The 24365-nt window shown below is 38.2% G+C and carries 22 protein-coding genes; 15 read left to right on the top strand and 7 right to left on the bottom strand.

The window, feature by feature from the left end; translation table 11 throughout:
- Positions 1–55: 55 nt before the first annotated feature.
- Both mlc and QQS39_RS08760 read right to left on the bottom strand, forming a co-directional pair.
- Positions 56–1267 (bottom strand): sugar metabolism global transcriptional regulator Mlc, encoded by a 1212-nt coding sequence (gene mlc, locus QQS39_RS08765; protein WP_432711554.1) that lies wholly within the window; start codon positions 1265–1267, stop codon positions 56–58.
- A 128-nt stretch (positions 1268–1395) separates the two neighbouring features.
- Positions 1396–2310, bottom strand: a complete 915-nt coding sequence (locus QQS39_RS08760; protein ID WP_285805769.1) for a LysR family transcriptional regulator — start codon at positions 2308–2310, stop codon at positions 1396–1398.
- Positions 2311–2435: 125 nt separating this feature from the next.
- Between QQS39_RS08760 and QQS39_RS08755 the strand changes: the two genes are divergently transcribed.
- From QQS39_RS08755 to tus, 3 genes are all read left to right on the top strand, one after another.
- Positions 2436–3722, top strand: a complete 1287-nt coding sequence (locus tag QQS39_RS08755) for an MFS transporter (RefSeq protein ID WP_151435056.1) — start codon at positions 2436–2438, stop codon at positions 3720–3722.
- Between the two features lie 110 nt (positions 3723–3832).
- Positions 3833–3988, top strand: coding sequence for a hypothetical protein (locus QQS39_RS08750; protein ID WP_265576292.1), 156 nt, complete (start codon positions 3833–3835; stop codon positions 3986–3988).
- Positions 3989–4189: 201 nt separating this feature from the next.
- Entirely contained in the window at positions 4190–5119 is a 930-nt protein-coding gene (tus, locus tag QQS39_RS08745) for a DNA replication terminus site-binding protein (protein WP_285805768.1), read from the top strand.
- Positions 5120–5133: 14 nt separating this feature from the next.
- On the opposite strand, the gene QQS39_RS08740 is transcribed toward tus, so the two are convergent.
- Together QQS39_RS08740 and fumC are read right to left on the bottom strand one after the other, a co-directional pair.
- Positions 5134–5493, bottom strand: coding sequence for a hypothetical protein (locus tag QQS39_RS08740; protein ID WP_285805767.1), 360 nt, complete (start codon positions 5491–5493; stop codon positions 5134–5136).
- Positions 5494–5568: 75 nt separating this feature from the next.
- Complete coding sequence (fumC, locus tag QQS39_RS08735; protein WP_075673810.1) at positions 5569–6966, bottom strand: class II fumarate hydratase; 1398 nt, start codon at positions 6964–6966, stop codon at positions 5569–5571.
- A 579-nt stretch (positions 6967–7545) separates the two neighbouring features.
- Between fumC and QQS39_RS08730 the strand changes: the two genes are divergently transcribed.
- Complete coding sequence (locus tag QQS39_RS08730) at positions 7546–9237, top strand: YdgA family protein (protein WP_285805766.1); 1692 nt, start codon at positions 7546–7548, stop codon at positions 9235–9237.
- A 124-nt stretch (positions 9238–9361) separates the two neighbouring features.
- Here the strand turns inward: QQS39_RS08730 and QQS39_RS08725 are convergent, their stop codons facing one another.
- Positions 9362–10327, bottom strand: a complete 966-nt coding sequence (locus QQS39_RS08725) for a VWA domain-containing protein (protein WP_432711553.1) — start codon at positions 10325–10327, stop codon at positions 9362–9364.
- Positions 10328–10995: 668 nt separating this feature from the next.
- On the opposite strand from QQS39_RS08725, the gene add reads away from it, so the two are divergent.
- Complete coding sequence (gene add / locus QQS39_RS08720) at positions 10996–11997, top strand: adenosine deaminase (protein ID WP_285805765.1); 1002 nt, start codon at positions 10996–10998, stop codon at positions 11995–11997.
- Between the two features lie 135 nt (positions 11998–12132).
- Positions 12133–12576: a hypothetical protein gene (locus QQS39_RS08715; RefSeq protein WP_285805764.1), complete on the top strand. Its 444-nt coding sequence runs from the start codon at positions 12133–12135 to the stop codon at positions 12574–12576.
- A gap of 96 nt (positions 12577–12672) precedes the next feature.
- Here the strand turns inward: QQS39_RS08715 and QQS39_RS08710 are convergent, their stop codons facing one another.
- On the bottom strand, positions 12673–13662 hold the full coding sequence (locus tag QQS39_RS08710; RefSeq protein WP_151435050.1) for a bile acid:sodium symporter family protein: 990 nt from the start codon (positions 13660–13662) through the stop codon (positions 12673–12675).
- Between the two features lie 22 nt (positions 13663–13684).
- Complete coding sequence (locus tag QQS39_RS08705; RefSeq protein ID WP_285805763.1) at positions 13685–14728, bottom strand: oxidoreductase; 1044 nt, start codon at positions 14726–14728, stop codon at positions 13685–13687.
- A gap of 144 nt (positions 14729–14872) precedes the next feature.
- Here QQS39_RS08705 and QQS39_RS08700 point away from each other — a divergent pair, with 144 nt between their 5' ends.
- From QQS39_RS08700 to QQS39_RS08660, 9 genes are all read left to right on the top strand, one after another.
- Complete coding sequence (locus tag QQS39_RS08700) at positions 14873–15340, top strand: DUF2569 domain-containing protein (RefSeq protein ID WP_285805762.1); 468 nt, start codon at positions 14873–14875, stop codon at positions 15338–15340.
- Between the two features lie 94 nt (positions 15341–15434).
- The gene (rsxA, locus tag QQS39_RS08695) at positions 15435–16016 is read left to right on the top strand and encodes an electron transport complex subunit RsxA (protein WP_006536930.1); all 582 of its coding nucleotides are present in this window, start codon (positions 15435–15437) and stop codon (positions 16014–16016) included.
- Positions 16016–16642 (top strand): electron transport complex subunit RsxB, encoded by a 627-nt coding sequence (gene rsxB, locus QQS39_RS08690; protein ID WP_151435047.1) that lies wholly within the window; start codon positions 16016–16018, stop codon positions 16640–16642. Before rsxA ends, rsxB begins: the two co-directional genes overlap by 1 nt.
- Positions 16635–19040, top strand: coding sequence for an electron transport complex subunit RsxC (rsxC, locus tag QQS39_RS08685; protein WP_285805761.1), 2406 nt, complete (start codon positions 16635–16637; stop codon positions 19038–19040). The genes rsxB and rsxC overlap by 8 nt, the downstream gene beginning before the upstream one ends.
- 6 nt (positions 19041–19046) lie before the next feature.
- Complete coding sequence (rsxD, locus tag QQS39_RS08680) at positions 19047–20123, top strand: electron transport complex subunit RsxD (RefSeq protein WP_285805760.1); 1077 nt, start codon at positions 19047–19049, stop codon at positions 20121–20123.
- Positions 20124–20138: 15 nt separating this feature from the next.
- Positions 20139–20765: an electron transport complex subunit RsxG gene (rsxG, locus tag QQS39_RS08675; RefSeq protein ID WP_151435044.1), complete on the top strand. Its 627-nt coding sequence runs from the start codon at positions 20139–20141 to the stop codon at positions 20763–20765.
- A gap of 1 nt (position 20766) precedes the next feature.
- Complete coding sequence (locus QQS39_RS08670) at positions 20767–21471, top strand: electron transport complex subunit E (protein WP_151435043.1); 705 nt, start codon at positions 20767–20769, stop codon at positions 21469–21471.
- Positions 21472–21483: 12 nt separating this feature from the next.
- Positions 21484–22122 (top strand): endonuclease III, encoded by a 639-nt coding sequence (nth, locus tag QQS39_RS08665; protein ID WP_285805759.1) that lies wholly within the window; start codon positions 21484–21486, stop codon positions 22120–22122.
- Positions 22123–22235: 113 nt separating this feature from the next.
- Positions 22236–24182 (top strand): exoribonuclease II, encoded by a 1947-nt coding sequence (locus QQS39_RS08660; protein ID WP_151435042.1) that lies wholly within the window; start codon positions 22236–22238, stop codon positions 24180–24182.
- The last annotated feature ends 183 nt before the right edge of the window (positions 24183–24365 follow it).

Here is a 24365-nt window from a genome sequence, read left to right as displayed (position 1 = left end):
CAATTGGCGCATTTACGCATACAAAACAGTTTTGTTACGTTTTATTTAGCTTAATTTAGCCTTGCATTAATTCAATTAACAAAGAACCGTTATACAGCGCTTCTTTCACTAAAGATGCGGCTGGCAATGTACCTTTATTTCTTAACTCTGTTTCTTCAATAATGAGTGACTTTGCATAACGAGGCATAACGTGATCTTGGATATGATCCAACATCAAAGGAAAAAGCACTGATTTAGCACGACACAACGGTGAACCAATTAATATTTTTTGTGGATTAAAGATATTGATCATCACAGCCAAAATAAAACCTAATCGCTGAGCGACTAAATTTACAATTTCAAGCGCGGGTTTATCGCCAACTAATATCGCATCACACAATGTCTCAACGGTTATAGGATATTTGTTTAGCAACGAAGTGGGATCTTCTTGAGCTAATAATTGGGCTTTCTTAATTAATTGAGGAATAGCAATTTCTGTTTCTAAACACCCTTTTGCCCCGCAATAACAGCTATTTTGAGAATCGATAACTTTAGTATGTCCAATTTCGATGGCACTATGGCTGTTAGAATGTAATGTTTTTCCATTGTTTATCACGCCAGCACCAACAATATCATCGATAACAATTTGCAGAACGTCTGAATTGTTTTTTGCCGCACCATATAAAGATTCCGCCATTGTCCATGCAGTTACGCTATGCTGTAAAAATACAGAAACACCTGTTTTTTCATGGATTTTATCGGCAAGTGGGATGTCTTTAATATCATAATAAGGCGAGCTATAAATAACGCCACTAATGGGATCAACAATGGCATTCATTGTAATGCTAATTGCCGTCAATCTTTCAACATGGGATTGATAACGTTCGAAGAATTTATCAATTGCAATTAAAAAGTAATTAAGAAAATCATCGCTGTATTCTTTAGGAAAATCGAATGTATCTTCAGTAACCAGTTTGCTATCTAATTCTCTTAAACTAAAAAGTAAACTGCCTTTATTGATACGGATACAGAGAAATTGCCAGCCTTGGCTTTCTAATTTTAATCCGACAGCGGGTCTGCCGCGAAATCCCACATCAGGGAATTCCGTTTCATGAATAAGGTGTGCTTCAACTAATTCTCGCGTGATCTTTGTAATACTTGCTGGTGCAAGCTCTGCCTTTTTCGACAATGAAATACGAGAAATGGGACCATGTTCATCAATCAAGCGAAAGACTGTGCCAAGATTAAATTGTTTTACGTGATCGATGTGACTAGGTTGGTTCCCCATTGAATGCATCCTTAATTAAAGAGCCATAATTAATTCGAGGCTCCAAATAATTCATTACCGATTATGTCGTCAATTTGTGATAATTGTACAATACTTACATAAAAAGCGTGATCAAAAACACATATAAATCAAGATTTTTGGTGATCTAAGATATTTTTCAATAACAATTGCGTTAATCGATTCGCCGCCGCAGGAATAGCGCGTTTATTATGTGAAACTAACCAAACTTCAGAGAATGCCTGAGTATTTGCAAAGTGTAGATAGTGCACGCCATCGACTTTCATTCGCGTAAATGATTTTGTCACAATAGAAATACCAAGCCCTGCGGCAACTAGCCCTAAAATCGTCATCGCTTCACCCGCTTCTTGTGCGATAGTTGGCGTAATTCCTGACAAACTAAGCAGTTGAATAATTTCATCATAAAGTGCCGTACCAACATCTCTTTCAAAGAAAACAAAAGGATATTGCCCAATATCTTGAATATTGCCCCCTGTTTCTTTGTAAGCAAGCAGTGGATGCCCTTCATAAACCGCTAAAATAAAAGGTTCACGAAACAATAGCTGGTGGTGCAAATTTTCAGGTAATGTCGTGTTTCGCATGATCCCCAGATCAATACGCCCCGTCAGTAACGGTGATATCTGTTGTTTGGTATTCATTTGATGCATATGAATACCGACTTCTGGATAGTTTTCTCTAAACTGCCGCAAACTCAAGGTGACTAAATGCATAAAAGGTGTTGTTGAGGTAAAACCAATTGAAATCTCACCTAATTCACCTTTTTCCATTCTAGCGGCGCGCGTCGCGGCTGCGTTGACCTGCGCCATAATTTGATACGACTCTTTTAAAAACATTTGTCCTGCAGGTGTTAACGAGACTGAACGGTTTGTTCTCTCTAAAAGTCTTGCGCCTATTTCGCTTTCAAGTGTTTGTATTTGTTGGCTTAAAGGAGGTTGAGAAATATTCAATCTTTCGGCTGCTTTACCAAAGTGAAGCTCTTCTGCAACAGCAATAAAGTAACGCAAATGTCTAAGTTCAATATTCATATTTCTCTCATATTGTTATTGATACTTTAAAAGTCTTATTCTTAATGATTAATATATTAGACAAAAAAATCAAATATTTCTAACATTGACATAAATCAAATTTAAGTAATGGAAGTTTAATCAATATGGATACTCACGAAATAGACAGTAAAGGTATGCGCTTAAACACTGATATTTCAGACAATACATCAAGTATAAAAAAGCCTGCTCAACGCCAATCTAACCCTAAACACTATATTCAACGTGATGATGCACTGTATATAAAAGTGACAGTGTCATTTTTTATGGTCGGTTTAGCGACATTCGCCTTACTCTATTTTGTGCAACCCATATTGCCAGTGTTATCGAACGAATTTTCCGTCAGCCCTGCAACCAGTAGTTTAGCGCTCTCACTTTCAACCGCTTTAATGGCATGTGGATTATTAATTACAGGTCCACTTTCAGACGCCTTTGGCCGTAAAAATGTCATGGTTATCGCACTGTTTTGCGCCGCATTTTTTACATTATTAAGTGCAGCCATGAATAGCTGGACAGGCATTTTAATTACGCGAGCTTTAGTTGGGCTTTCATTAAGTGGCGTTGCAGCAGTGGCAATGACATATTTAAGTGAAGAAATTCATCCTGCTTATCTCGCCTTATCAATGGGTTTATATATTAGCGGAAACTCTATTGGTGGAATGAGCGGGCGTGTTATTACAGGGGTACTAAGTGATTATTATTCTTGGCGTTTATCCGTTGTTATTCTAGGTATTTTTGCCCTATTTGCTGCGATTACTTTCTGGAAGATATTACCCGCTTCACAGCACTTTAGACCGACAGCATTAAAACCTCGTAATCTTCTTATAACGACTAAATTGCATTTTAGAGATAAAGGGCTGCCTTTGTTATTTATTGAAGGTGGCTTATTAATGGGTGGTTTTGTTACTTTATTTAACTATATTGGCTATCGTTTATTAGATGCGCCCTATTCATTAAGTCAAACAACTGTGGGTCTGATTTCTATTGTCTATTTAAGTGGTACTTATAGCGCATCTAAAGCTGGCTTATTAACCACTAAATACGGTTTAGGCAAAGTCTTTATTGCTGGGATTTCAATGATGCTAATTGGCATATTGATTACCTTGATTGAATCACTACCCGTTATTTTTATTGGGATGCTTATCTTAACGACAGGTTTCTTTGCTGCACATGCAGTCGCAAGTAGTTGGGTTGGTCGTCGCGCTAAACGAGGAAAAGCCCAAGCCTCTTCACTTTATCTTTTTACTTACTATGCGGGATCTAGCCTTGCCGGTACAGTGGGTGGATTATTCTGGGTGAGTTTCGGCTGGCTTGGTGTAGGATTATTTATTGCCCTATTAATGACCATCGCACTTATAATCGCATGGCATTTAAACAATACGCTTAATAATTAATTATCTAAGTTAATAAAAGATGATACGTATTTGATAGTAAAGGATATTGATTGTACTCCTCTCCTTTTCTACGATGGTGATGGTAAACCAACCATAAAAAAAGGATAAATATGATGATATATTTAAAAAAATTACTTATGGCATTTTCCATTTCTCTTACTTTCTTTCTATCAACAACAGCGATTGCTGCTACTGAATGTCCGCCAACGCACCCTGATTGTGGCGGTGATGTATGGATACAATCTCCAATAAATTTGGCTTCTTAATATCGCTTAATTTTTAATATTTAATACCTTTTTTTCAGAAAATTAATCATAAAAATGACCAAACCTACAGTATACTGTACATAAACACAGTATACTGTTTTTTTGGCATTTTCCCTACTAGACGATGTACTTTTCACTGAAGCTAATGTATTGTTTTAAACAAAGGCTTGTTGTATGTTGTAACTAAATAAGGATATTAAGATGAATCGATATGATTTAATCGAGCAGTTCAATCTCTGTTTTCAGCAATTAGAAATTGAAATAAAAAAGCTAACGGATGTGTTGAAAAATTTAACTTTATTGCCATCAGCAGTATTTGAATTGCCTGAAGTGAGCAAAGAAGAGGAACATGATGAGGTTGTTCGCGTTACAGTGTCACCTTACTATGATGATGAAGCCAGAGATCTCACTTTAAAGCTAATGGCGAATCTTTTTATTTATGACAATGCCCCGCACATCAGCAGTAAACGTGCTATTCGGTTACCCGGAGCGCTCTGCTTTAGTACTGATAACCAAACATTTAAGTTTGTAAAAAAACAAGTTGAGCAAATTAATTTATTAAAAAAACAGCTTTCTGATATTGTCACTAAAGAGTCTGGTATCTCTAAGGAAGAACGGTTTGACTTCGTCCATAACCAACTAAAAGGCTTAATTACACTTAATGCTTATCGCACTATTACCCTACTGTCTGATCCAGATACAGTGCGTTTTGGTTGGGCGAATAAGAATATTATTAAGAATTTAACGCGTAATGAGGTATTAACGCAATTAGAGAAAAGCCGTGAAGCCAATCGCGCTGTTCCCCCTTATACCAGTGAACAATGGGCAGAACGTATCGATAAAGAGATCATTACCCTTTCACAATTACCTGAAAATGCAAAATTAAAAATAAAACGCCCTGTAAAAGTGCAACCTATTGCGCGTGTTTGGTATTCAGAACTTCAAAAACAAGTGCAATATGCATGTCCCTTGCCTTTATTGGCTTTCTATATTGATAAAGAGAGCGACTTTAAACCTGTTATTGGCGAACTTCCTGATTATGATGCCAATAACATTCAAATTCGCCATCGCCCTAAAGCTAAAAAGCTGGAATTAATTATTCCAAGGATGCACTTGTATCTTGAAAAATAGCGAATAGAGAATTCTTATTTCTCAATAAGCTTAATGGAGCTTCCTTGAAGGATTTGCTGAAGATAATCATTAAGCTGAACAAAGTGATTGTCTTCAACATCTAAATGGATTGTTATCACCACACTATCTTTTAATACAAGGATAATATTTTTTCGATCAAGAGTAATTTTTTCGAGCGTATTAATGGCTTCAATATCAGATAAATGGGTCATTAAACCAATTGAATTATCGATATCTTCATCTTCTTCATCAAATCTTGAAAGAATAATAAAATGATCGGGAGAAACAGCATCATCCCCTATTCCGATAATGGTGACATCATCTTCGACATAGCAATTAACTTCTGTCGCAGTAAACGTAATTTCTTCAGTCATTATTTTTCCTATAAGATCTAAAAATCCCGCCATTATAGCGGGATTTAATATCGGTTAAATAAGTGTATTTAACACTTATTTTTTCATGCTACCAACCATATCTTCTGGACGTACCCAGCTATCGAATTCTTCCGATGTTAAGTAGTTCAGTTTCAATGCTGATTCTTTTAGCGTTAAGCCTTCTTTATGCGCTTTCTTAGCAATTTCAGCAGCTTTATCGTAACCAATATGAGTATTTAACGCAGTAACTAGCATTAATGATTCATGCAGTAGTTTATTAATACGTTCACGGTTTGGCTCAATACCAATTGCACAGTGCTCATTGAAACTACGCATACCATCAGCCAGTAAGCGAACTGATTGTAAGAAATTATCAATGATCATTGGGCGATAAACATTCAGTTCAAAGTTACCTGATGCGCCACCAATATTAATAGCAACGTCATTACCCATTACTTGAGCACATAACATTGTTAATGCTTCACATTGTGTTGGGTTAACTTTACCTGGCATGATTGAACTACCTGGTTCGTTTTCTGGGATAGCGATTTCACCAATACCACAACGAGGACCAGAAGCTAACCAACGCACGTCGTTAGCAATCTTCATTAATGATGCAGCTAAACCTTTCAATGCACCGTGTGAATGAACTAATGCATCACAAGTTGCTAATGCTTCAAATTTATTAGGCGCGGTTACAAAAGGCTGACCAGATAATTCAGCGATACGTTTAGCAACACGAACAGCATATTCTGGATGGGTATTTAATCCCGTACCCACGGCTGTACCACCGAGCGCTAATTCACAAACATGAGGAACTGAATCATCGATATGTTTGATGCTGTGCTCAAGCATAGCAGCCCAACCGGAGATCTCTTGACCTAATGTCAGTGGTGTCGCATCTTGCAGGTGAGTACGACCAATTTTAACGATGTCATGGAAAGCTTCGGCTTTCTCTTTGAATACTTTCAGTAGTGATTTTAATTCTGGCAGTAAATCCTGACGTAATGCAATAACAGCAGCGACATGCATGGCAGTTGGGAACACATCATTTGAACTTTGACTTTTGTTAACATCGTCGTTCGGATGGATTTTGCGTTCCATGCCACGGATACCACCAAGTATCTCACTACCACGGTTAGCTAACACTTCATTCATATTCATGTTTGACTGAGTGCCAGAACCGGTCTGCCAGATTGCTAATGGGAATTCAGTTGGGTGTTTACCTGCAAGCACTTCATCTGCTGCTGCGATAATGGCATCAGCGCGCTCTTTTGGTAATAAACCTAAATCCATGTTAACACCTGCGGCTGCTTTCTTGGTGATAGCAAGCGCATGGATAAGTGCAACAGGCATTTTTTCAACTGAAATACGGAAGTGTTCAAGAGAACGCTGCGTTTGAGCTCCCCATAACTGGTCAGCAGGTACTTCGATTTGCCCCATTGAGTCTTTTTCAATGCGAGTGGCTGCCATTTCAATCTCCTTAAGTACACAGAATAATTGATTAATTCCGAATCACTTTCTAGTAACTAACTCGGATACCAGTATCATGCCATAAACAGAATAATAAATATGAGAGCTAAAGCGAGCTTATGAAATTTATAACAGAATGAAATCTGTTGATTTTTTGGAAAAATACGGTTAGCAATCTTATTTTCCTACTAATGTTATTACTTAAGCTTGCATATTTATATCCACATTTATTATGAGCCTTTATTATTCATCATAAATAGAATTACATCACAATTAAATATTGTCTTAATCTAAAAGTGAGTAAGAAAAAAGAATTTTAATCCTTAATTAAATTATCTTATAAATCATATTCATTTTGCTTTAAACTCATTATGTTAGCGATTAACTAAGTAAGTTCTGATTGCGATTTTATTCCACTAAATCTATATTTACAGTTAATATAGATGGCGATGTATATATGTGGATTATCTATATTTAAATTTAGTAAAATTTATCACCAATTTATCGGGTTGTTTAAGGGTTACAAAACAGCCTTTATAACGTACATCGCCAGATGTACACAGAGGATGGACTAGAATTATGAAGAAATCGCTTGTCGCTGTTGGTGTTATCGTCGCACTTGGTGTTGTTTGGACTGGTGCGTCGTGGTACATGGGCAGCAAAATTGAAAGTCGCTTACAGGAAGAAACGAAACTAGCTAATGAACAATTGGCGCAACTTGCTAAAAAAGCACAGTTTGGTGCTGATGTAAAACTTGAAATTCGTGACTATAAGAAAGGGGTTTTCACCTCTAATGCAGACTTTGTTGTCGTGATTTCACCAGATACTAGTGACGCAGACGCAGACCAAGAAAAAAAAGTAGAAGAAGTTGTCTTCTCTACTGATATTGACCATGGTCCATTCCCTCTTTCTGATCTGGCTAAATTTAATTTGGCACCAAAATTAGCGGCGATGAATAATACGTTGGTTGATAACAACTCAACAAAAGAGTTATTCAAACTGACAAAAGAAAAATCTATTCTTAGTGGTCATACTTCTTTAGCTTTCGATGGTGCAGTATCTGGTACTGCGACACTAAATTCTATCGATTTTGCTGAAAACGGTGGCACAGTTAAAACGACGCCTATCACTGTTGAGTTCTCATCTGACAAAAATGCAACAAACTTTGCAACCAAAATTAAAGGTGATCAAGTTGTTGTGACTAAAGATGGTGAAGAAACTTTCACAATTAAAAATATTTCGGGTTCTATTGTTGGAACAAAAATTAACGATGATCAGTACTTATTTAATGAACAATTATTAAATTTTGCTGAAATCGCACATACCAGCAAAGACAAAGCCTCTGATTTCTCGCTGAAAGATTTTTCTCTGACAACAAAAAGTGATATCAAAGATAAGCTCTTTAATATCTCTCAAACTTATTACTTTAAGTCACTGAATGTTGCAGGGCTAGAATTTGGTGCCGGTAAATTTGGCTATTCAATTGATAAAGCTGATCCCGATGCGATGCTGTTATTAACCAAAGTTTATAACAACTCATTGTTACCGTGGAATAAAAACCATTTCGACAATTCAGAAATAGTTGAACAAGCCGTTCGTGATGTTCTGGAAAAAGGCTTAGTTTTCCGTATCGATGAAGCCTCTTTAACAAATAAAAGCGGTGCAAGTAAGTTAACCTTTAACTTAGACTTAAATGCTTTTAACGTTAAAGTATTAGAAAGCCAAGAGAAATCACCAGCAGAGTTATTTAACTATCTGTTTAAAAACATTGATTTCAATGTTGATTTATCTCTTCCGATGTTAGCTGAATTCCGTAACACCACTCAATATCTTGATGCAGCTCGTTACCAAGAAACCGCATTAACAGATGAAGAGAAAAAAGAGATCGAAGTAGCAACAGCGGCTGATATTGAACAGTTGAAAAATGAGTTACAGCAAAATATCAACCAAATTTCTCAAGACGAGAAAGATGCATTACCTCTGATGTTACTTGCTAAAGATAGTAACGCATTAAGCATGAAACTGAACTATGCTGCTGATAAATTTACCATGAATGGTAAAACGTATACTTTTGATGAGTTTATGGAAGTGACCCAAGCGCCTCAAATGTTAGGTTTAGCAGCAATGTTATTCGGCATGGGCGCATCATCTTATGATTACGATGATTCTGATTATTCAGAAGAAGGTTATCAAGAAGAGATGACAGAAGATCCAGCAATTATCGAAGAACAAGACATTTTAATTCCTGAGCAACCAGCACAAGCTCAATAATTAATCTATTGTTAGAACGATAAACTGTTAGAACGGTAAGCTGTTAAAGCAATAGTCTGTTCAAACAATCAATAAATACCCCATTTGCATAATGGGGTATTTTTTTAGCATCGTATTTTAATTATCAATCACAATCTTTAGCCGGAAGCTGGCGATTCCCCCATTCATCTTTACAGCAAGAATCAATGGTTTTATTAATTATTTCTGCCAGTGTATTTACTGTTGAAATAATAGAAGCTAATTGTTCACAAACATGGCTACAGCTAGATTTTTTATCATGCGGTTTAGGAATTTTTGGTAACGTCAAACTATCACAGAGAATTTCTTGTAATACTAAAGAGAAATTCGCAATACCTGTGGTGTAAATATAAGAGCGCCCTCCTGTTTGCTCCGCTAAACGTACATACTCTTTTGTAACGCGATCTCTATCAGCCACACTTGGGAAACGATCGATGTTCGTTACACTATCGTCTGGTGTTCCTTGGTAGGTATATACTTTGACTTTTTCATGTTGAGCAACTGCAATCGCTTCGTCATTTTTTATCTTTGCAGCGTTGGTCAATACGCCTCCGCCACCTTCCATACCTTCATCACCCAAAACAAAAACAGCACGACGAGCGCCATCACGCCAATCAAAATGCTTACTTAAATCAATCACTGCACGACATAAGTCTTCTTTATTACCCGCATGATCACGCCCATCAGCCTCTTTAAAAGGCTTTCTTGCCTGTAAGCGACTTTCAGGTACGCCTAGCCCTTTTAAATAGTCACTAGCTGATTGATCAAATTTAGTATCATCCCATGTACCTTCAATACCTAAAAAAGTTACCCGAAGTTTTGATGGGCACTTTTCCAGTGCTTTTTGTATTGCAATATCAATATCTTTACTTAAATCTGACGACTCATCGGTCATTGAACCACTGGTATCAATAACAACAACTAAATCTAATGCAATGGCACCATCACCGGTAACGACTTGTGAGCCATAAGTAAGATTATTTGCAGATGAAGGCGGAAGTATTTTAGACATTAATTCGTCTTGCACTTTATTAATTTTATTTTCAAAATTGAAATCAGAATTCTCATTCATATTTATATGCCTTGATTTTAAATAATTAGGTTTCTATTAAAAAGCCATCATGTAAATAATTATATTTAGTTGAATATATCTATTTAACAGCAACCTATTATGGCGTTAATCTCCTATTCTTTATTCCTTATTTAATAAAAGAGATGTTCTATTTTTTAGTTCTATTATATTTATGCAAATACATTAAAATAAAAACAAACCGTATTTTCTTTATAAAAATAATATTTTCATTTTTATCTAACTACTTTAAAATGAGGAAAACAAATCACCTATTAAATAAAATCATAACAAAATGATATTTCAGTTATTTTTTTACTCATTTTGCTCCATTAAACCTATCAAAATAACTGATAAGATATTTCAATTATAATGATAAATGTTTTTAAACTTAACATTCAATGTATCAATTTACTTGATAATACACGTCAATTACATTGAATGTTATTGCTAATAAATAAACACTTCTTTTTTCCATCTTTTATTTTTCAACTTAAAAGTGAGAAAAAATGGCATTTTTAGTTTTAAAAATAACCAATTTAAGTTTATTTATTAGTGAATAAAATAAAAATCAGTCATAATAATCTGCAACTCATTTATATTTACCCAATTATAAGAAAATCACTATAAACGATAGATTTTCATTATTTCTATTAAAAGGAAAATAACACGTGATTGACACACAGTTGCCTTTAACCGATTTACATCGCCATTTAGATGGTAATATCCGCCCTCAAACTATTTTAGAGTTAGCAAAACAACATAACATTGCGCTACCCGCTTACGAATTAGAAGCATTGCGCCCTCATGTACAAATTACAAAAAATGAGCCAAGCCTCGTTAGCTTCTTACAAAAATTAGATTGGGGTGTAGCGGTTTTAGCTGACTTAGACGCATGTCATCGTGTTGCTTATGAAAACGTGGTAGATGTGGTTAATGCTGGTATCGATTACGCTGAACTGCGATTCTCACCTTATTATATGGCAATGAAACATCAATTGCCGGTTGAAGGTGTCGTGGAAGCCATTGTTGATGGTGTACAAAGCGCACTGCAATCACACGATGTAGATATTCGTTTAATCGGTATTTTAAGCCGTACCTTTGGTGAAAATGCCTGCCAACAAGAGTTAAATGGCTTACTAAAACATCAAGATAAAATTACAGCACTGGATTTAGCTGGTGATGAATTAGGTTTCCCTGGTCATTTATTCCAACCTCATTTTAATCGCGCTCGCGATACTCACTGGAATATTACGGTTCATGCCGGTGAAGCCGCGGGAGCAGAAAGTATTTGGCATGCTATCAAAGAATTGGGCGCAAGTCGTATTGGCCATGGTGTTAAAGCAATTGAAGATCCACGCTTAATGGGCTACCTTGCCGAGCATCAAATTGGTATTGAGTCTTGCCTAACGTCAAATATTCAAACCAGTACCATCAATTCGTTAGCAGAACATCCTTTAAAAACATTTTTAGAACATGGCATTATTGCCTCTCTTAATACCGATGATCCTGCGGTTGAAGGTATTGAGTTAAAACATGAATATACCGTTGCTGCCCCTGCTGCTGGATTAACGCCAGAGCAAATCCGCCAAACACAAATTAATGGCTTAAAAATGGCATTTATTAGCCAAGCAGAACGTGACGCATTAATTAAGAAAGTAAGTTCACGCTAATACTTTATCGCTTTTTGATTAAAACCATCTGTTTATCAGGTGGTTTTTTTATCTTTATTAAAAATAAATGGAATTATTAATGGCTCTTAGACTAGAATTAATCTTCAAGGGGTCATTTATTATTAAGGAAAAACGATGTGGAATATTCATCCGACAAGAGGTCAATATAAATTATTAGCACAATATCTATCACCACTTGATGCTTCTATTGAAGCAGGTTTTCTTCAATCAGAAGGCATTGATGCGATCCTTTTAGATGAAAATATTGTTTGGAATAACCAAGTATATGCTCAAGCAACTGGGGGCGTAAAATTACTCGTTAACTATAAAGAGTTTGAACAAGCACAGGCAATGCTTAAGGCGCTTTACCAAGGTAAATATACTATTAACGACCAGTTAGAACCCACCGATAGTGAATTAAGGGTTGATGTGAAAAATAATAAATCTGACTATTTAAATATGGGTTTTGTGTTATTAGTTTATCTTGTATTTGGCTTACCACTTCCTTTTAAATCTCATTCCCCGTCATTGGCAGATGAAAAAGAAAATAGTGAAAATCATGATATTCATAACAAATAAAAAAGCACCGATACAAAGTTAACTCGATGCTTTTTCTTATTTATTTGATAATCAATATTTAATTAATTTTATTGATTATCCACCAGCTTAAATTCGTTATTTCTTTTTAGCGTCTTTAGCTTGATTAGCATAGCGCTGTGCTAACACCGCACAAACCATTAATTGTATCTGATGGAATATCATTAATGGTAATAACATTACCCCAACAGTCGCTGCAGGAAATAATACATTCGCCATAGGAACACCATTTGCTAAGCTCTTTTTAGAACCACAAAAAACAATGGTGATTTCATCTTCTTTATTAAAACCAAGCAATCTTGCACTGTACACGTTCACAAAAATAACAATCGCTAACAGAATACAACTCACTACGGCAATCAGTAATAGCGACCAACCATCAATTTTATGCCAGATCCCTTCAACAACGGCCTCACTAAATGCCACATAAACCACTAGCAAAATAGAAGAACGATCCGTTCTATTCACTAATTTCTTATGCTTATCAACCCAACGACCAATTAAAGGACGTGATAAGTGACCAATAATAAAAGGTACCATCAATTGCAGTAAGATAGATTGAATCGCCCCTGCTGTATCAAAATCACTGGCAGAACCTTGCGTTTGCATTAAAAAACCGACTAATACGGGTGACAGAAAAACACCCAAAATACTGGATGCAGATGCACTACAAATCGCAGCGGCGACATTTCCCCCTGCCACAGAAGTAAAGGCAATGGCAGATTGAACCGTTGCAGGCAACGCACAAAGATATAAAAAGCCCATATAGACAGTGGGTGACATCCATTCAGGCACAATAACTTGCAAACCCAGCCCTAAAATTGGGAAAAGAATAAAAGTGCTAGTAAACACGGTAAGGTGTAAACGCCAATGTCCCATTCCTGCTAGTATTGCTTCTCTAGACAGCTTCGCACCATGCAAGAAAAACAGCAGTGCTATCGCAGCGGTCGTAAGATATTGGAACAGGATTTTAATATCACCTTGTGCGGGTAGTAGTGTTGCCAGCGTCACCACACAAATCATAATCATGAGGAAAGGATCGAGTTTTAGTTTTTGCCACCAAGACATTAGATTTAGCGCTCCTTTTTGCTTATAGCGTTATAGTTTGTTTTAAACGATTAGAAATTTCGCCAGCTTCAATCAAACGCATAATGGCTGTTGCTTGTATTGGCGTAACCGGGTTTTCTTCACCCAATGTAATTGCACGATAAATTTGTTGATAGTAAGCAGGATAATCACCAGAAAGCGTAGTGAGTGTGGTTGTTTCTAACTCACCAGACTCTGATAGTATAGTTAGTTCACCATCATTATGGTCCATCCCCCAATTATAAGTTTGATTAGGAAAATAACCGGCTTTTAAGGCATCTTCTTGGGTATCTAAGCCATACTTAACATAGCTTCCTTTTGTCCCATGAATAGCAAAGATAGGTGTCGGTGATGCAACTAACATAGAAGCATGAAGAACAACTCTAAGATTGTCATATTCTAGTAATGCATGAAAGTAATCAGCATTTTTTGCATTAGGGCGTAATTGAGCAATATCAGCAGTAATCGCTTTAGGTTCACCAAATAGGCAAACTGCTTGGTCAAGAACATGAGGCGCAAGATCGTACCAAAGCCCCCCACCAATTCCTGCATCTTCTCGCCAACGTTGACGAACAACTGGGCGAAAACGATCAAAATGCGCTTCATATGCACTGACATGACCTAGTGTTTTATCAGCTAAAAGCTTTTTAACGGTTAAGAAACCAGAATCCCAACGGCGATTATGAAAGACGGAAAGAAGTTTACCGGCATCTGTTGCTTGCTGAGTCAATTTTTCAGCTTCTTCTAGTGTCAGAGTAAACGGTTTATCAACAACAACATGCTTACCTTTGTCCAGAGCCTGTGAAGCCAGTGAATAGTGAGTATTATTCGGTGTTGGAATAATGATTAAGTCTATTGAGGGATCATTAATCAGTGCTTGAGGATCAGCATAAACCGTAATGTGAGGAAAATCTTGTTTAACTTTATTTTCATCAGAGCTTGAAATTGCACTAAGATTTAAGCCTTCGGTTGTTGTTATTAGCGGAGCATGAAAGGTTTTACTGGCATAGCCATACCCGATAATTCCAACATTAAGTTTAATTGCCATCACCCTATCCTATTTTTATCTGTTTTTTTATTAACAAAAATCACTTTCACTTTTGTAGCTAAATAAATAATAACAAAGTTTGTGATAATATCCCGTTTAGTTCTATACATTAGTTCTATACATACGAGTAGGAATAATTAATTAATGAAATTTGATCTCAAAGCAAACACGTCGAATAACCTTTCAGGAAAAGCGCCTATTACAGGGTGGTTGCTTGCGCCATTGGCGTATATGATCTTGTCGATTATTGGCTCTGGGTTGATGTCGGTTCTCTATGTTATTAAATATTTTTCAGATTTTTCGATCCTCCACCAGCTTTCTTTTCATGTAATCTCAAGTTGGTATCTTTCTGCATTAACAACCTGGGTGATGTTCGCCTTCACGTTATATCTGTTAAGACAATTTTTTTATCGCGCTCAAAATTTCCCACGTCTATTTATTTTGTGGTTACTGATTAACTTACTCTTAGCCATTAAAAGCTTTGGTTTTGCTCCTGTTGACGACCAAACAGCGTTAAAATCCCTCCTATGGTCAGTCTTCTCAACAGTCTGTTTTGTGCCTTATATCAAATATGCTAAGCGTGTTCGTGAAACTTTCACACAACTTCGATAACCCCGCATCTTTACCCTTGATATTATATACGCTTGTTTAGCCTCTTTATTTCTGGAGGCTTTTTGTTTCTCTGTTTAACAATTTTGGCATAACAATGACTGATTACTTGCTTCTATTCGTCGGCACCGTATTGGTGAATAACTTTGTACTCGTCAAATTCCTAGGTTTATGCCCATTTATGGGTGTATCAAAAAAATTAGAAACCGCGATCGGAATGGGATTTGCGACGACCTTTGTTATGACGCTCGCCTCGATTAGTTCTTGGCTGATGGATAATTTTATTTTAGTTCCTTTGGACTTACTTTATTTACGCACACTGAGCTTTATCTTAGTTATTGCAGTAGTTGTTCAATTCACTGAAATGGTCGTAAGAAAAACAAGCCCTACACTCTATCGTTTGTTAGGGATCTTCTTACCATTAATTACCACAAACTGTGCCGTCTTAGGTGTTGCGTTATTAAATATCAATCAAGCTCACACATTTATGCAATCAGCTGTGTATGGTTTTGGTGCAGCGGTAGGATTCTCTCTTGTGATGGTATTATTTGCCGCTATTCGAGAAAGATTAGCCGTCGCCAATGTACCTGCGCCATTTAAAGGTGCTTCAATTGGTTTAATTACCGCAGGTTTAATGTCTCTTGCCTTTATGGGTTTTAGTGGTTTGGTGAAACTGTAATGAATTCTTTATGGATAGCAATTGGCGTACTAGGTGCGCTAGGTCTTATCTTTGGACTAATTTTGGGCTATTCCGCACGTCGTTTTAAAGTGGAAGAAGATCCTATTGTCGAAAGAATTGACGCAATATTACCGCAAAGCCAATGCGGGCAATGTGGTCATCCTGGGTGTCGCCCTTATGCCGATGCAGTTGCAAACAATGGTGAGATGATTAACCGTTGTGCGCCGGGTGGCGAACAAGTGATGTTAAAAATAGCTGAATTGATGGGGGTTGATCCTCAACCGCTTGATGGTGACGAAGAAGCGTTAAATCCAATTAGAAAAGTTGCCTTAATTGATGAAGATAATTGCATAGGATGCACTAAGTGTATTCAAGCCTGTCCTGTTGATGCCATTGTGGGCGCAACACGAGCTATGCATACTATTATTGAAGACTTATGTACTGGGTGTGATTTATGTGTTCCCCCTTGCCCTACTGATTGTATAACCTTGGTTCCTGTCAAAGTCACAACCTCTAACTGGAAATGGGATTTAAACACAATCCCTGTTAAAAACATTCCAGCAGAGCCTGAAGAAACACCTGAAGATGAACCGTCATTAAAGACGGAGGATAACGCTCATGTTTAATCTCTTTTCGTTATTTAAAAAAGATAAAATCTGGGATTTTAAAGGCGGTATTCATCCTCCTGAAATGAAATTACAGTCAAGTCGTACACCTATGCGCATAGCGCAATTACCTGATGAAGTCATTATTCCTATTCATCAGCACTTAGGTGTACCGGGTCAACTTTGTGTCAACGTAGGTGAACATGTATTAAAAGGGCAACCGCTAACAAAAGGGATTGGCAGAACATTACCTGTACATGCCTCTATTTCAGGTACGGTCATAGCAATAGAACCCTTTCCAAGTGCTCACCCTTCTGGATTACCTGAAATTGCGGTAAGAATTCAGTCTGACGGTAAAGATGAATGGCGAGAAAAATCACCTATCATCAATTACCAGTTAGAAAGCAGAGATACATTACTTAGCCGTATTCATGAAGCCGGTATTGCAGGATTAGGCGGTGCAGGATTCCCAACCGCATCAAAATTAAAAGGTGGTGGCGATCTCGTTAAAACATTGATAGTCAATGCAGCAGAATGTGAACCTTATATCACCGCTGACGATCGCTTAATGCAAGAACACGCTGATGAAGTGATTGCAGGATGTCAGGTATTAATTCACCTTCTCTCTCCTAATGAAGTCTTAATTGGTATTGAAGATAACAAGCCTGAAGCTATTGAGGCATTAAAACACGCCTTAAATGCAGTACCTGATGAAAAACGTATTTTCATTCGTGTTATCCCAACAAAATACCCATCAGGCGGTGCTAAACAACTTACCAAGATCTTAACGGGTAAAGAAGTACCATCAGGAGGTCGTTCATCTGACATTGGCGTTTTAATGCAAAACGTAGGTACGGTCGTTGCTATCAAACGCGCAATTATCGATGATGAACCTTTAATTGAGCGTGTCGTCACCGTTACAGGTAATGGAGCAAAAACACCGGGTAACTTCTGGGCGCGTTTAGGTACACCCATTTACTCGTTATTAAAACAAACTGGCTTTGTAGCAGGCTCTGAACAAATGGTGATTATGGGTGGGCCATTAATGGGCTTTACCTTACCAGACTTAAATGCCCCTGTTGTTAAGATAACGAACTGTCTACTTATCCCTTCCGTTGAAGAGATGGATACAGATAACCTTGAAGAAGCCTGTATCCGTTGTGGTCATTGTGTTGATGCTTGTCCTAGTGGTTTGTTACCTCAACAACTTTACTGGTTTAGTAAAGGTAAAGAGCATGAGAAAGCACAACAACATAATTTATTTGATTGTATTGAATGTGGTGCATGTGCATTTGTTTGCCCAAGTAATATTCCACTCGTTCAATACTACCGCCAAGAAAAAGCAGAAATACGTGAAATCGATGCAGAGGCAAAGCGCGCGGCTGAAGCCAAAGCACGTTTTGAAGCGAAAAAAATACGTATGGAGCGAGAAAAACTTGAACGTGAAGCAAGACATCAACGTGCAGCAGTTAAACTCGATGATACTGAACAGAGTGAAGTTCAATCCGCACTCTCTCGCGTAAAAGCAAAACAAAATATCGGTAAAATTATTTCTGTTAAAGCAGGTGAAGAGCCAGATAACGCAGCCGCTATTGCCGCCCGTAAAAAACGGAAAGAAGAAGTCAGAGCAAAACAAGCAGCTAAATTAGCACAACAAAAAGCACTAGAAGCATCAAGTGAGAATACAGCGAGTGAGAGCGAAGATGCTGATCCGCGTAAAGCTGCCGTTGCTGCCGCATTAGCTCGTGTTAAAGCCAAGAAGGCACAGCAAGCTTCCCAATCTTCAACTGTTGAAGCACCTGTTCAAAATGCCGAAGCAGAAGAAGTCGATCCGCGTAAAGCTGCCGTTGCTGCCGCATTAGCTCGTGTTAAAGCCAAGAAGGCACAGCAAGCTTCTCAATCTTCAACCGTTGAAGCGCCTGTTCAAAATGCCGAAGCAGAAGAAGTCGATCCGCGCAAAGCTGCCGTTGCCGCCGCATTAGCTCGTGTTAAAGCCAAGAAGGCACAGCAGGCTTCCCAAGCTTCAACCGATGAAGCGCCTGTTCAAAATGCTGAACCAGAAGAAGTCGATCCACGTAAAGCTGCCGTTGCTGCCGCAATTGCTAGAGTAAAAGCGAAAAAAGAGGCTTTACAAGCTCCAACAGAAACAACTACTGATGAAGCGCCTGCTCAAAATGCTGAAGCAGAAGAAGCCGATCCACGTAAAGCTGCCGTTGCTGCCGCAATTGCTAGAGTAAAAGCAAAAAAAGAGGCTTTACAAGCTCCAACAGAAACAACTACTGATGAAGCACCGGCTCAAAATGCTGAACCAGAAGAAGTCGATCCACGTAAAGCTGCCGTTGCTGCTGCAATTGCTAGAGTAAAAGCAAAAAAAGAAGCCGAACAACATCGAGCTAAAGAAGAAGTTACCTTGGACTAATCACAGATGAAATTCAGACCAATACAAAATAACAACAGTAAATTAAAAATTGCGAGTTCACCTTTTACGCATAATCAACAGTCCACCAGCCAAGTCATGCTATGGGTAACGTTAGCTGCATTGCCGGGGATCTTAAGCCAAATCTATTTCTTTGGCTTAGGCACCCTTTACCAAATTATGTTAGCGATTATCGTAGCGCTTGTTACTGAAACACTGTGTGTAAAACTCAAAAAAGAAGATCCCTTACTTTATCTGAAAGATAACTCTGCACTTCTTACTGGTGTATTGCTCGCCATTAGTATTCCGCCTTTAGCACCATGGTGGATCATTGTATTAGGTACTTTTGTTGCCATTGTTATCGCAAAACATATTTATGGTGGCTTAGGACAAAATCCATTTAATCCCGCAATGGTGGGTTATGTCGTTTTACTGATCTCATTCCCAGTACAAATGACATCTTGGATGCCTCCCGTTGAATTACAGGCAGTCTCTTACAATGTCATGGATAGCTTAAGTATCTTCTTTACAGGGCATACATCATCTGGCTTAACGCTTGAAGATTTAAGACGCTCTGTTGATGGCATTACACAAGCAACACCTCTTGATAGCTTTAAAACAGGTTTATTAACTCACTCTATTAACGAAGTCTTAGCGACACCTATTTTACAAGGTGAATTTGCGGGCATTGGCTGGCAATGGGTGAATGTAGCTTATTTAGTCGGTGGATTAATTTTGCTATATAAACGCATTATTAGCTGGCATATCCCTGTTGCCATGATTTCTGTTTTAGCATTATGTTCTGTGATTAGCTGGGGTATTGATCCTACGCGTTATTCACAACCGCTATTACAACTCTTCTCCGGTGCAACAATGTTAGGCGCCTTCTTTATTGCGACAGATCCGGTTAGTGCCTCAACCACCCCTAAGGGGCGCTTAATTTATGCAGGTATGATTGGTTTATTAGTTTGGGTTATACGTGTTTATGGTGGATACCCAGATGCAATCGCCTTCTCGGTATTGCTTGCCAATATCGCTGTGCCACTCATTGATAGCTATACACGCCCTCGTGTTTACGGACATTAATCCAAGGAGAAAATGATGATCGAAATCTTAAAACGTCATGGGTTAACATTAGCTATCTTTGCTGCCTGTACGACAGGTTTAACTGCGGTGGTTTATCACTTAACGGCAAATACCATTGCAGAACAAGTCTCTTTAGAGAAACAAAAATTATTAGATCAGGTGATCCCACAATCAATATATAACAACAATCTTTCTAAAGACTGTTATCTGCTGATGGCTCCTGAATTAGGAAATACCAAGCCCCATAAACTTTATGTTGCCCGTTTAGACGGTAAACCTGTTGCTGCCGCATTAGAATCTACTGCGCCAGATGGATATTCAGGAGCAATAGAGCTTCTTGTGGGTGCTGACTTTACAGGAAATGTACTTGGTGTGCGTGTTACCGCACACAATGAAACACCAGGGTTGGGTGATAAAATTGAAACACGAATTTCGGACTGGATCACAACGCTGAGTAATAAATTCATTTCTAGTGAAAACGATCCACACTGGGCAGTAAAAAAAGATGGTGGCGATTTTGATCAATTTACGGGCGCGACGATCACCCCTCGCGCTGTCGTCAACTCATCAAAACGTACTGCGTGGCTAATACAATCTTTACCAGAGAAGTTAGATACACTCTCTGTCTGTGAGGCAAATTAATATGAACTCAATTAAAGCGCTCTTTTCTCAAGGGTTATGGACCAATAACTCAGCTTTAGTTCAACTACTGGGTTTATGTCCTTTACTTGCCGTTTCTTCTACTGCCACTAACGCATTAGGCTTAGGGCTTGCAACAACATTAGTGCTCTTTTGTACTAATGTGGCGGTTTCAAGTTTACGTCGTTGGGTTCCTTCTGAAATTCGTATCCCAATTTATGTTATGATAATTGCGTCTGTCGTCAGTGCTGTGCAATTACTGATCAATGCGTATGCCTACGGCTTATATCAATCTTTAGGGATCTTCATTCCATTGATCGTCACTAACTGTATTGTTATTGGTCGTGCTGAAGCGTTTGCCGCTAAAAATGAAGTCTTTCCTTCCGCTATTGATGGTTTAGCAATGGGATTAGGCGCAACCGCGGCACTCTTTGTTTTAGGTGCAATACGTGAAGTTTTAGGTAACGGCACATTATTTGATGGTGCAGATTTACTATTAGGTGAATGGGCGCAAGTATTGAGAATTGAGATAGTACATTTAGACTCACCCTTCTTACTTGCCATTTTGCCACCGGGTGCTTTTATCGGCTTAGGCTTTATGTTAGCAGCAAAATACCTGATCGATGAAAGACAGAAAAAGCGCAGCACTTTGACAACGAAAACTTACGAAAAAGAACAAGGCTGTGGTAGTCATATCGTCAAAAATTAATTTGTGAGCATAATGAATCAAGCAAAACGTATTGAAATTCTAACTCGGTTGCGCGATAACAATCCGCAACCAACGACAGAGCTAAAATTTGACTCTCCGTTTGAACTATTGATCTCCGTGTTACTCTCTGCACAAGCAACCGATGTGAGTGTAAATAAAGCAACAGCCAAGCTTTACCCCGTTGCCAATACACCACAGGCAATACTGAATTTAGGTGTTGATGGTCTTAAGAAATACATTAAAACCATCGGTCTCTATAATACTAAAGCTGAAAATGTGATTAAGACGTGTCAAATCTTAGTCGATAAACATAACAGTGAAGTACCTGAAAACAGAGAAGCCCTAGAAGCCTTACCCGGCGTCGGTCGCAAAACCGCTAATGTCGTTTTAAACACGGCATTTGGCTGGCCAACAATCGCTGTCGATACGCATATCTTTAGAGTGAGTAATCGCACAGGTTTCGCTCCAGGTAAAAATGTTAATGAAGTTGAACAAAAGCTGTTAAAGGTTGTTCCAGCAGAGTTTAAAGTTGATTGCCATCATTGGCTTATTCTTCATGGTCGTTATACCTGCATTGCACGAAAACCACGGTGTGGCTCTTGTATTATTGAAGATCTTTGTGAATTTAAAGAAAAAACAGATCCTGAGTAAAAATTTGTCGATTTGTCTGTTTTTATGATGCGATATTACTTGCGTCACTACACACAATCGAATAAAACTATTGCCCACTTTTATTATTAAAACTGCCGACTTTCCGGAAAAATATGTTTCAAGACAATCCGCTGCTTGCACAGCTAAAACAGCAACTCCATGCCCAGACACCGCGCGTGGAAGGCCTTGTAAAGGGAACAGATAAAGGCTTTGGCTTCCTTGAAGTTGATGGTCAGAAAAGCTATTTTATTCCCCCTCCGCAAATGAAAAAAGTGATGCACGGCGACCGAGTTATTGCTGCCGTTCATACAAACGGTGATAAAGAATCGGTTGAACCTGAAGAACTAGTCGAACCTTTCTTAACACGTTTTGTCGGTCGTATTCAGAAAAAAGAAGGTGACAACCGTCTGTGGATAATCCCAGATCACCCGCTTTTAAAAGACGCCATTCCTTGCCGCCCAGCTCAAGGCTTAACACATAGCTTTGTTGATCAAGATTGGGCTGTTGCCGTTATGCGTCGTCATCCACTGAATAAAGGTGATAAAGGTTTTCAGGCTGAAATTACAGACTATATTACCGATAAAGACGATCACTTTGCGCCTTGGTGGGTAACCTTAATGCGTCATCAGCTTGAACGTGATGCACCTGAAATGAGTGACGAAGCGCTCACACTACATGACACTTTACCTCGTGAAGATCTGACTTCTCTCTCCTTTGTCACTATTGATAGTGCTTCAACAGAAGATATGGATGACGCCCTCTTTATTCGTAAAGAAGAGAACGGTCAACTCACACTCTTTATCGCTATTGCAGATCCAACCGCTTATATTCTGCCTAACAGTGAATTAGATAAAATTGCCGCACAACGTGCGCTAACTAACTATCTGCCAGGCTTTAATATCCCAATGTTGCCTCGCGAACTATCAGACAATATTTGCTCATTACGCCCTAATGAGAAACGTCCTGCATTAGTTTGCCAAGTTAACATCACTGAAGATGGCGCTCTGCTTGAAGATATTCATTTCTACTCTGCATGGGTAGAATCAAAAGCTAAACTGGTTTATGACAACATTTCAGATTGGTTAGAAAGTGAAAACGCCCAATGGCAACCTGAAAATGAAATGGTTCATGAGCAAGTGATGTTATTAAAAGAGATGTGTGAAAAACGTCATGAATGGCGTGAAAAACATGCTCTGGTCTTTAAAGAACGCCCTGATTACCGTTTTATTCTTGATGAAGGCGGCAATGTTTTAGATATCGTTGCGGAAAAACGCCGTATCGCAAACCGCATTGTTGAAGAAGCAATGATCACCGCCAATATCTGTGCGGCAAAAGTGCTGGCGAAAAACTTAGGTTTTGGCGTTTACAACGTTCATACAGGCTTTGATCCACTTTATATCGATCAAGTTGTACAGACTTTAAAAGATAACGGAATTGAAACTACGTCTGAAAGTTTATTAACGCTTGAAGGTTTCTGCCAATTGCGTCGCGAGCTTGATAATCAGCCAAATCAGTTCCTTGATAGCCGTATTCGCCGCTTCCAGAACTTTGCTGAAATCAAAGCAGAGCCTGGTCCTCACTTTGGTTTAGGATTAGAAGCTTACGCAACATGGACTTCACCTATTCGTAAGTACAGTGATATTTTAAATCACCGTTTGCTCAAAGCGATTATCAGTAAAGAAAGTGCTGAAAAACCACAAGAAGAAGATGGCATTCGTATTGCAGAGCGTCGCCGTGCTAACCGTATGGCAGAGCGTGATGTAGGTGATTGGTTATATGCACGTTTCTTAAAACCTTTTGCTGGCACTGAAACACCATTTAATGCAGAAATTATCGATATTACGCGTGGTGGTGTTCGTGTTCGTTTAGTTGAAAACGGTGCTGTTGCCTTTATTCCTGCACCATTCTTACATGCTGTACGTGATGAAATTCAATGTAGCCAAGAAACAGGCACCGTCATTGTAAAAGGCGAAACTGCTTATAAGCTCAATGATATCATTCCTGTACGCATTGAAGATGTAAAACTAGAAACACGTAATATCGTTGCTCGCCCTATCTAATACGGCTTAAATCGGTATACAATAAGGCTGATAGTTCACTTAGAACTATCAGCTTTTTTATATCTTTAATTTCTAGTCAAACTAGCGATAAAAAAGGATCTTAAAAAAAGGAAATGCTTTTATGATGCATTGATATTTTCTCTGCGTCATAAATTTAATAAGTAATAGAAAGTATAGAATGAA

The sequence above is a fragment of the Proteus appendicitidis genome (assembly GCF_030271835.1).
In the GTDB taxonomy this organism is placed as follows: domain Bacteria; phylum Pseudomonadota; class Gammaproteobacteria; order Enterobacterales; family Enterobacteriaceae; genus Proteus; species Proteus appendicitidis.
The sequence above is the reverse complement of the archived record's forward strand: the minus strand, read 5'-3'. Positions and strand labels throughout refer to the sequence as shown.

What these genes read in the sequence shown, in the direction of transcription:
- mlc (WP_432711554.1), bottom strand. Translation starts at nt 1,267, where the DNA reads ATGGGGAACCAACCTAGTCACATCGATCACGTAAAACAATTTAATCTT.
- QQS39_RS08760 (WP_285805769.1), bottom strand. Translation starts at nt 2,310, where the DNA reads ATGAATATTGAACTTAGACATTTGCGTTACTTTATTGCTGTTGCAGAA.
- QQS39_RS08755 (WP_151435056.1), top strand. Translation starts at nt 2,436, where the DNA reads ATGGATACTCACGAAATAGACAGTAAAGGTATGCGCTTAAACACTGAT.
- QQS39_RS08750 (WP_265576292.1), top strand. Translation starts at nt 3,833, where the DNA reads ATGATGATATATTTAAAAAAATTACTTATGGCATTTTCCATTTCTCTT.
- tus (WP_285805768.1), top strand. Translation starts at nt 4,190, where the DNA reads ATGAATCGATATGATTTAATCGAGCAGTTCAATCTCTGTTTTCAGCAA.
- QQS39_RS08740 (WP_285805767.1), bottom strand. Translation starts at nt 5,493, where the DNA reads ATGACTGAAGAAATTACGTTTACTGCGACAGAAGTTAATTGCTATGTC.
- fumC (WP_075673810.1), bottom strand. Translation starts at nt 6,966, where the DNA reads ATGGCAGCCACTCGCATTGAAAAAGACTCAATGGGGCAAATCGAAGTA.
- QQS39_RS08730 (WP_285805766.1), top strand. Translation starts at nt 7,546, where the DNA reads ATGAAGAAATCGCTTGTCGCTGTTGGTGTTATCGTCGCACTTGGTGTT.
- QQS39_RS08725 (WP_432711553.1), bottom strand. Translation starts at nt 10,327, where the DNA reads ATGAATGAGAATTCTGATTTCAATTTTGAAAATAAAATTAATAAAGTG.
- QQS39_RS08715 (WP_285805764.1), top strand. Translation starts at nt 12,133, where the DNA reads ATGTGGAATATTCATCCGACAAGAGGTCAATATAAATTATTAGCACAA.
- QQS39_RS08710 (WP_151435050.1), bottom strand. Translation starts at nt 13,662, where the DNA reads ATGTCTTGGTGGCAAAAACTAAAACTCGATCCTTTCCTCATGATTATG.
- QQS39_RS08705 (WP_285805763.1), bottom strand. Translation starts at nt 14,728, where the DNA reads ATGGCAATTAAACTTAATGTTGGAATTATCGGGTATGGCTATGCCAGT.
- QQS39_RS08700 (WP_285805762.1), top strand. Translation starts at nt 14,873, where the DNA reads ATGAAATTTGATCTCAAAGCAAACACGTCGAATAACCTTTCAGGAAAA.
- rsxA (WP_006536930.1), top strand. Translation starts at nt 15,435, where the DNA reads ATGACTGATTACTTGCTTCTATTCGTCGGCACCGTATTGGTGAATAAC.
- rsxB (WP_151435047.1), top strand. Translation starts at nt 16,016, where the DNA reads ATGAATTCTTTATGGATAGCAATTGGCGTACTAGGTGCGCTAGGTCTT.
- rsxC (WP_285805761.1), top strand. Translation starts at nt 16,635, where the DNA reads ATGTTTAATCTCTTTTCGTTATTTAAAAAAGATAAAATCTGGGATTTT.
- rsxD (WP_285805760.1), top strand. Translation starts at nt 19,047, where the DNA reads ATGAAATTCAGACCAATACAAAATAACAACAGTAAATTAAAAATTGCG.
- rsxG (WP_151435044.1), top strand. Translation starts at nt 20,139, where the DNA reads ATGATCGAAATCTTAAAACGTCATGGGTTAACATTAGCTATCTTTGCT.
- QQS39_RS08670 (WP_151435043.1), top strand. Translation starts at nt 20,767, where the DNA reads ATGAACTCAATTAAAGCGCTCTTTTCTCAAGGGTTATGGACCAATAAC.
- nth (WP_285805759.1), top strand. Translation starts at nt 21,484, where the DNA reads ATGAATCAAGCAAAACGTATTGAAATTCTAACTCGGTTGCGCGATAAC.
- QQS39_RS08660 (WP_151435042.1), top strand. Translation starts at nt 22,236, where the DNA reads ATGTTTCAAGACAATCCGCTGCTTGCACAGCTAAAACAGCAACTCCAT.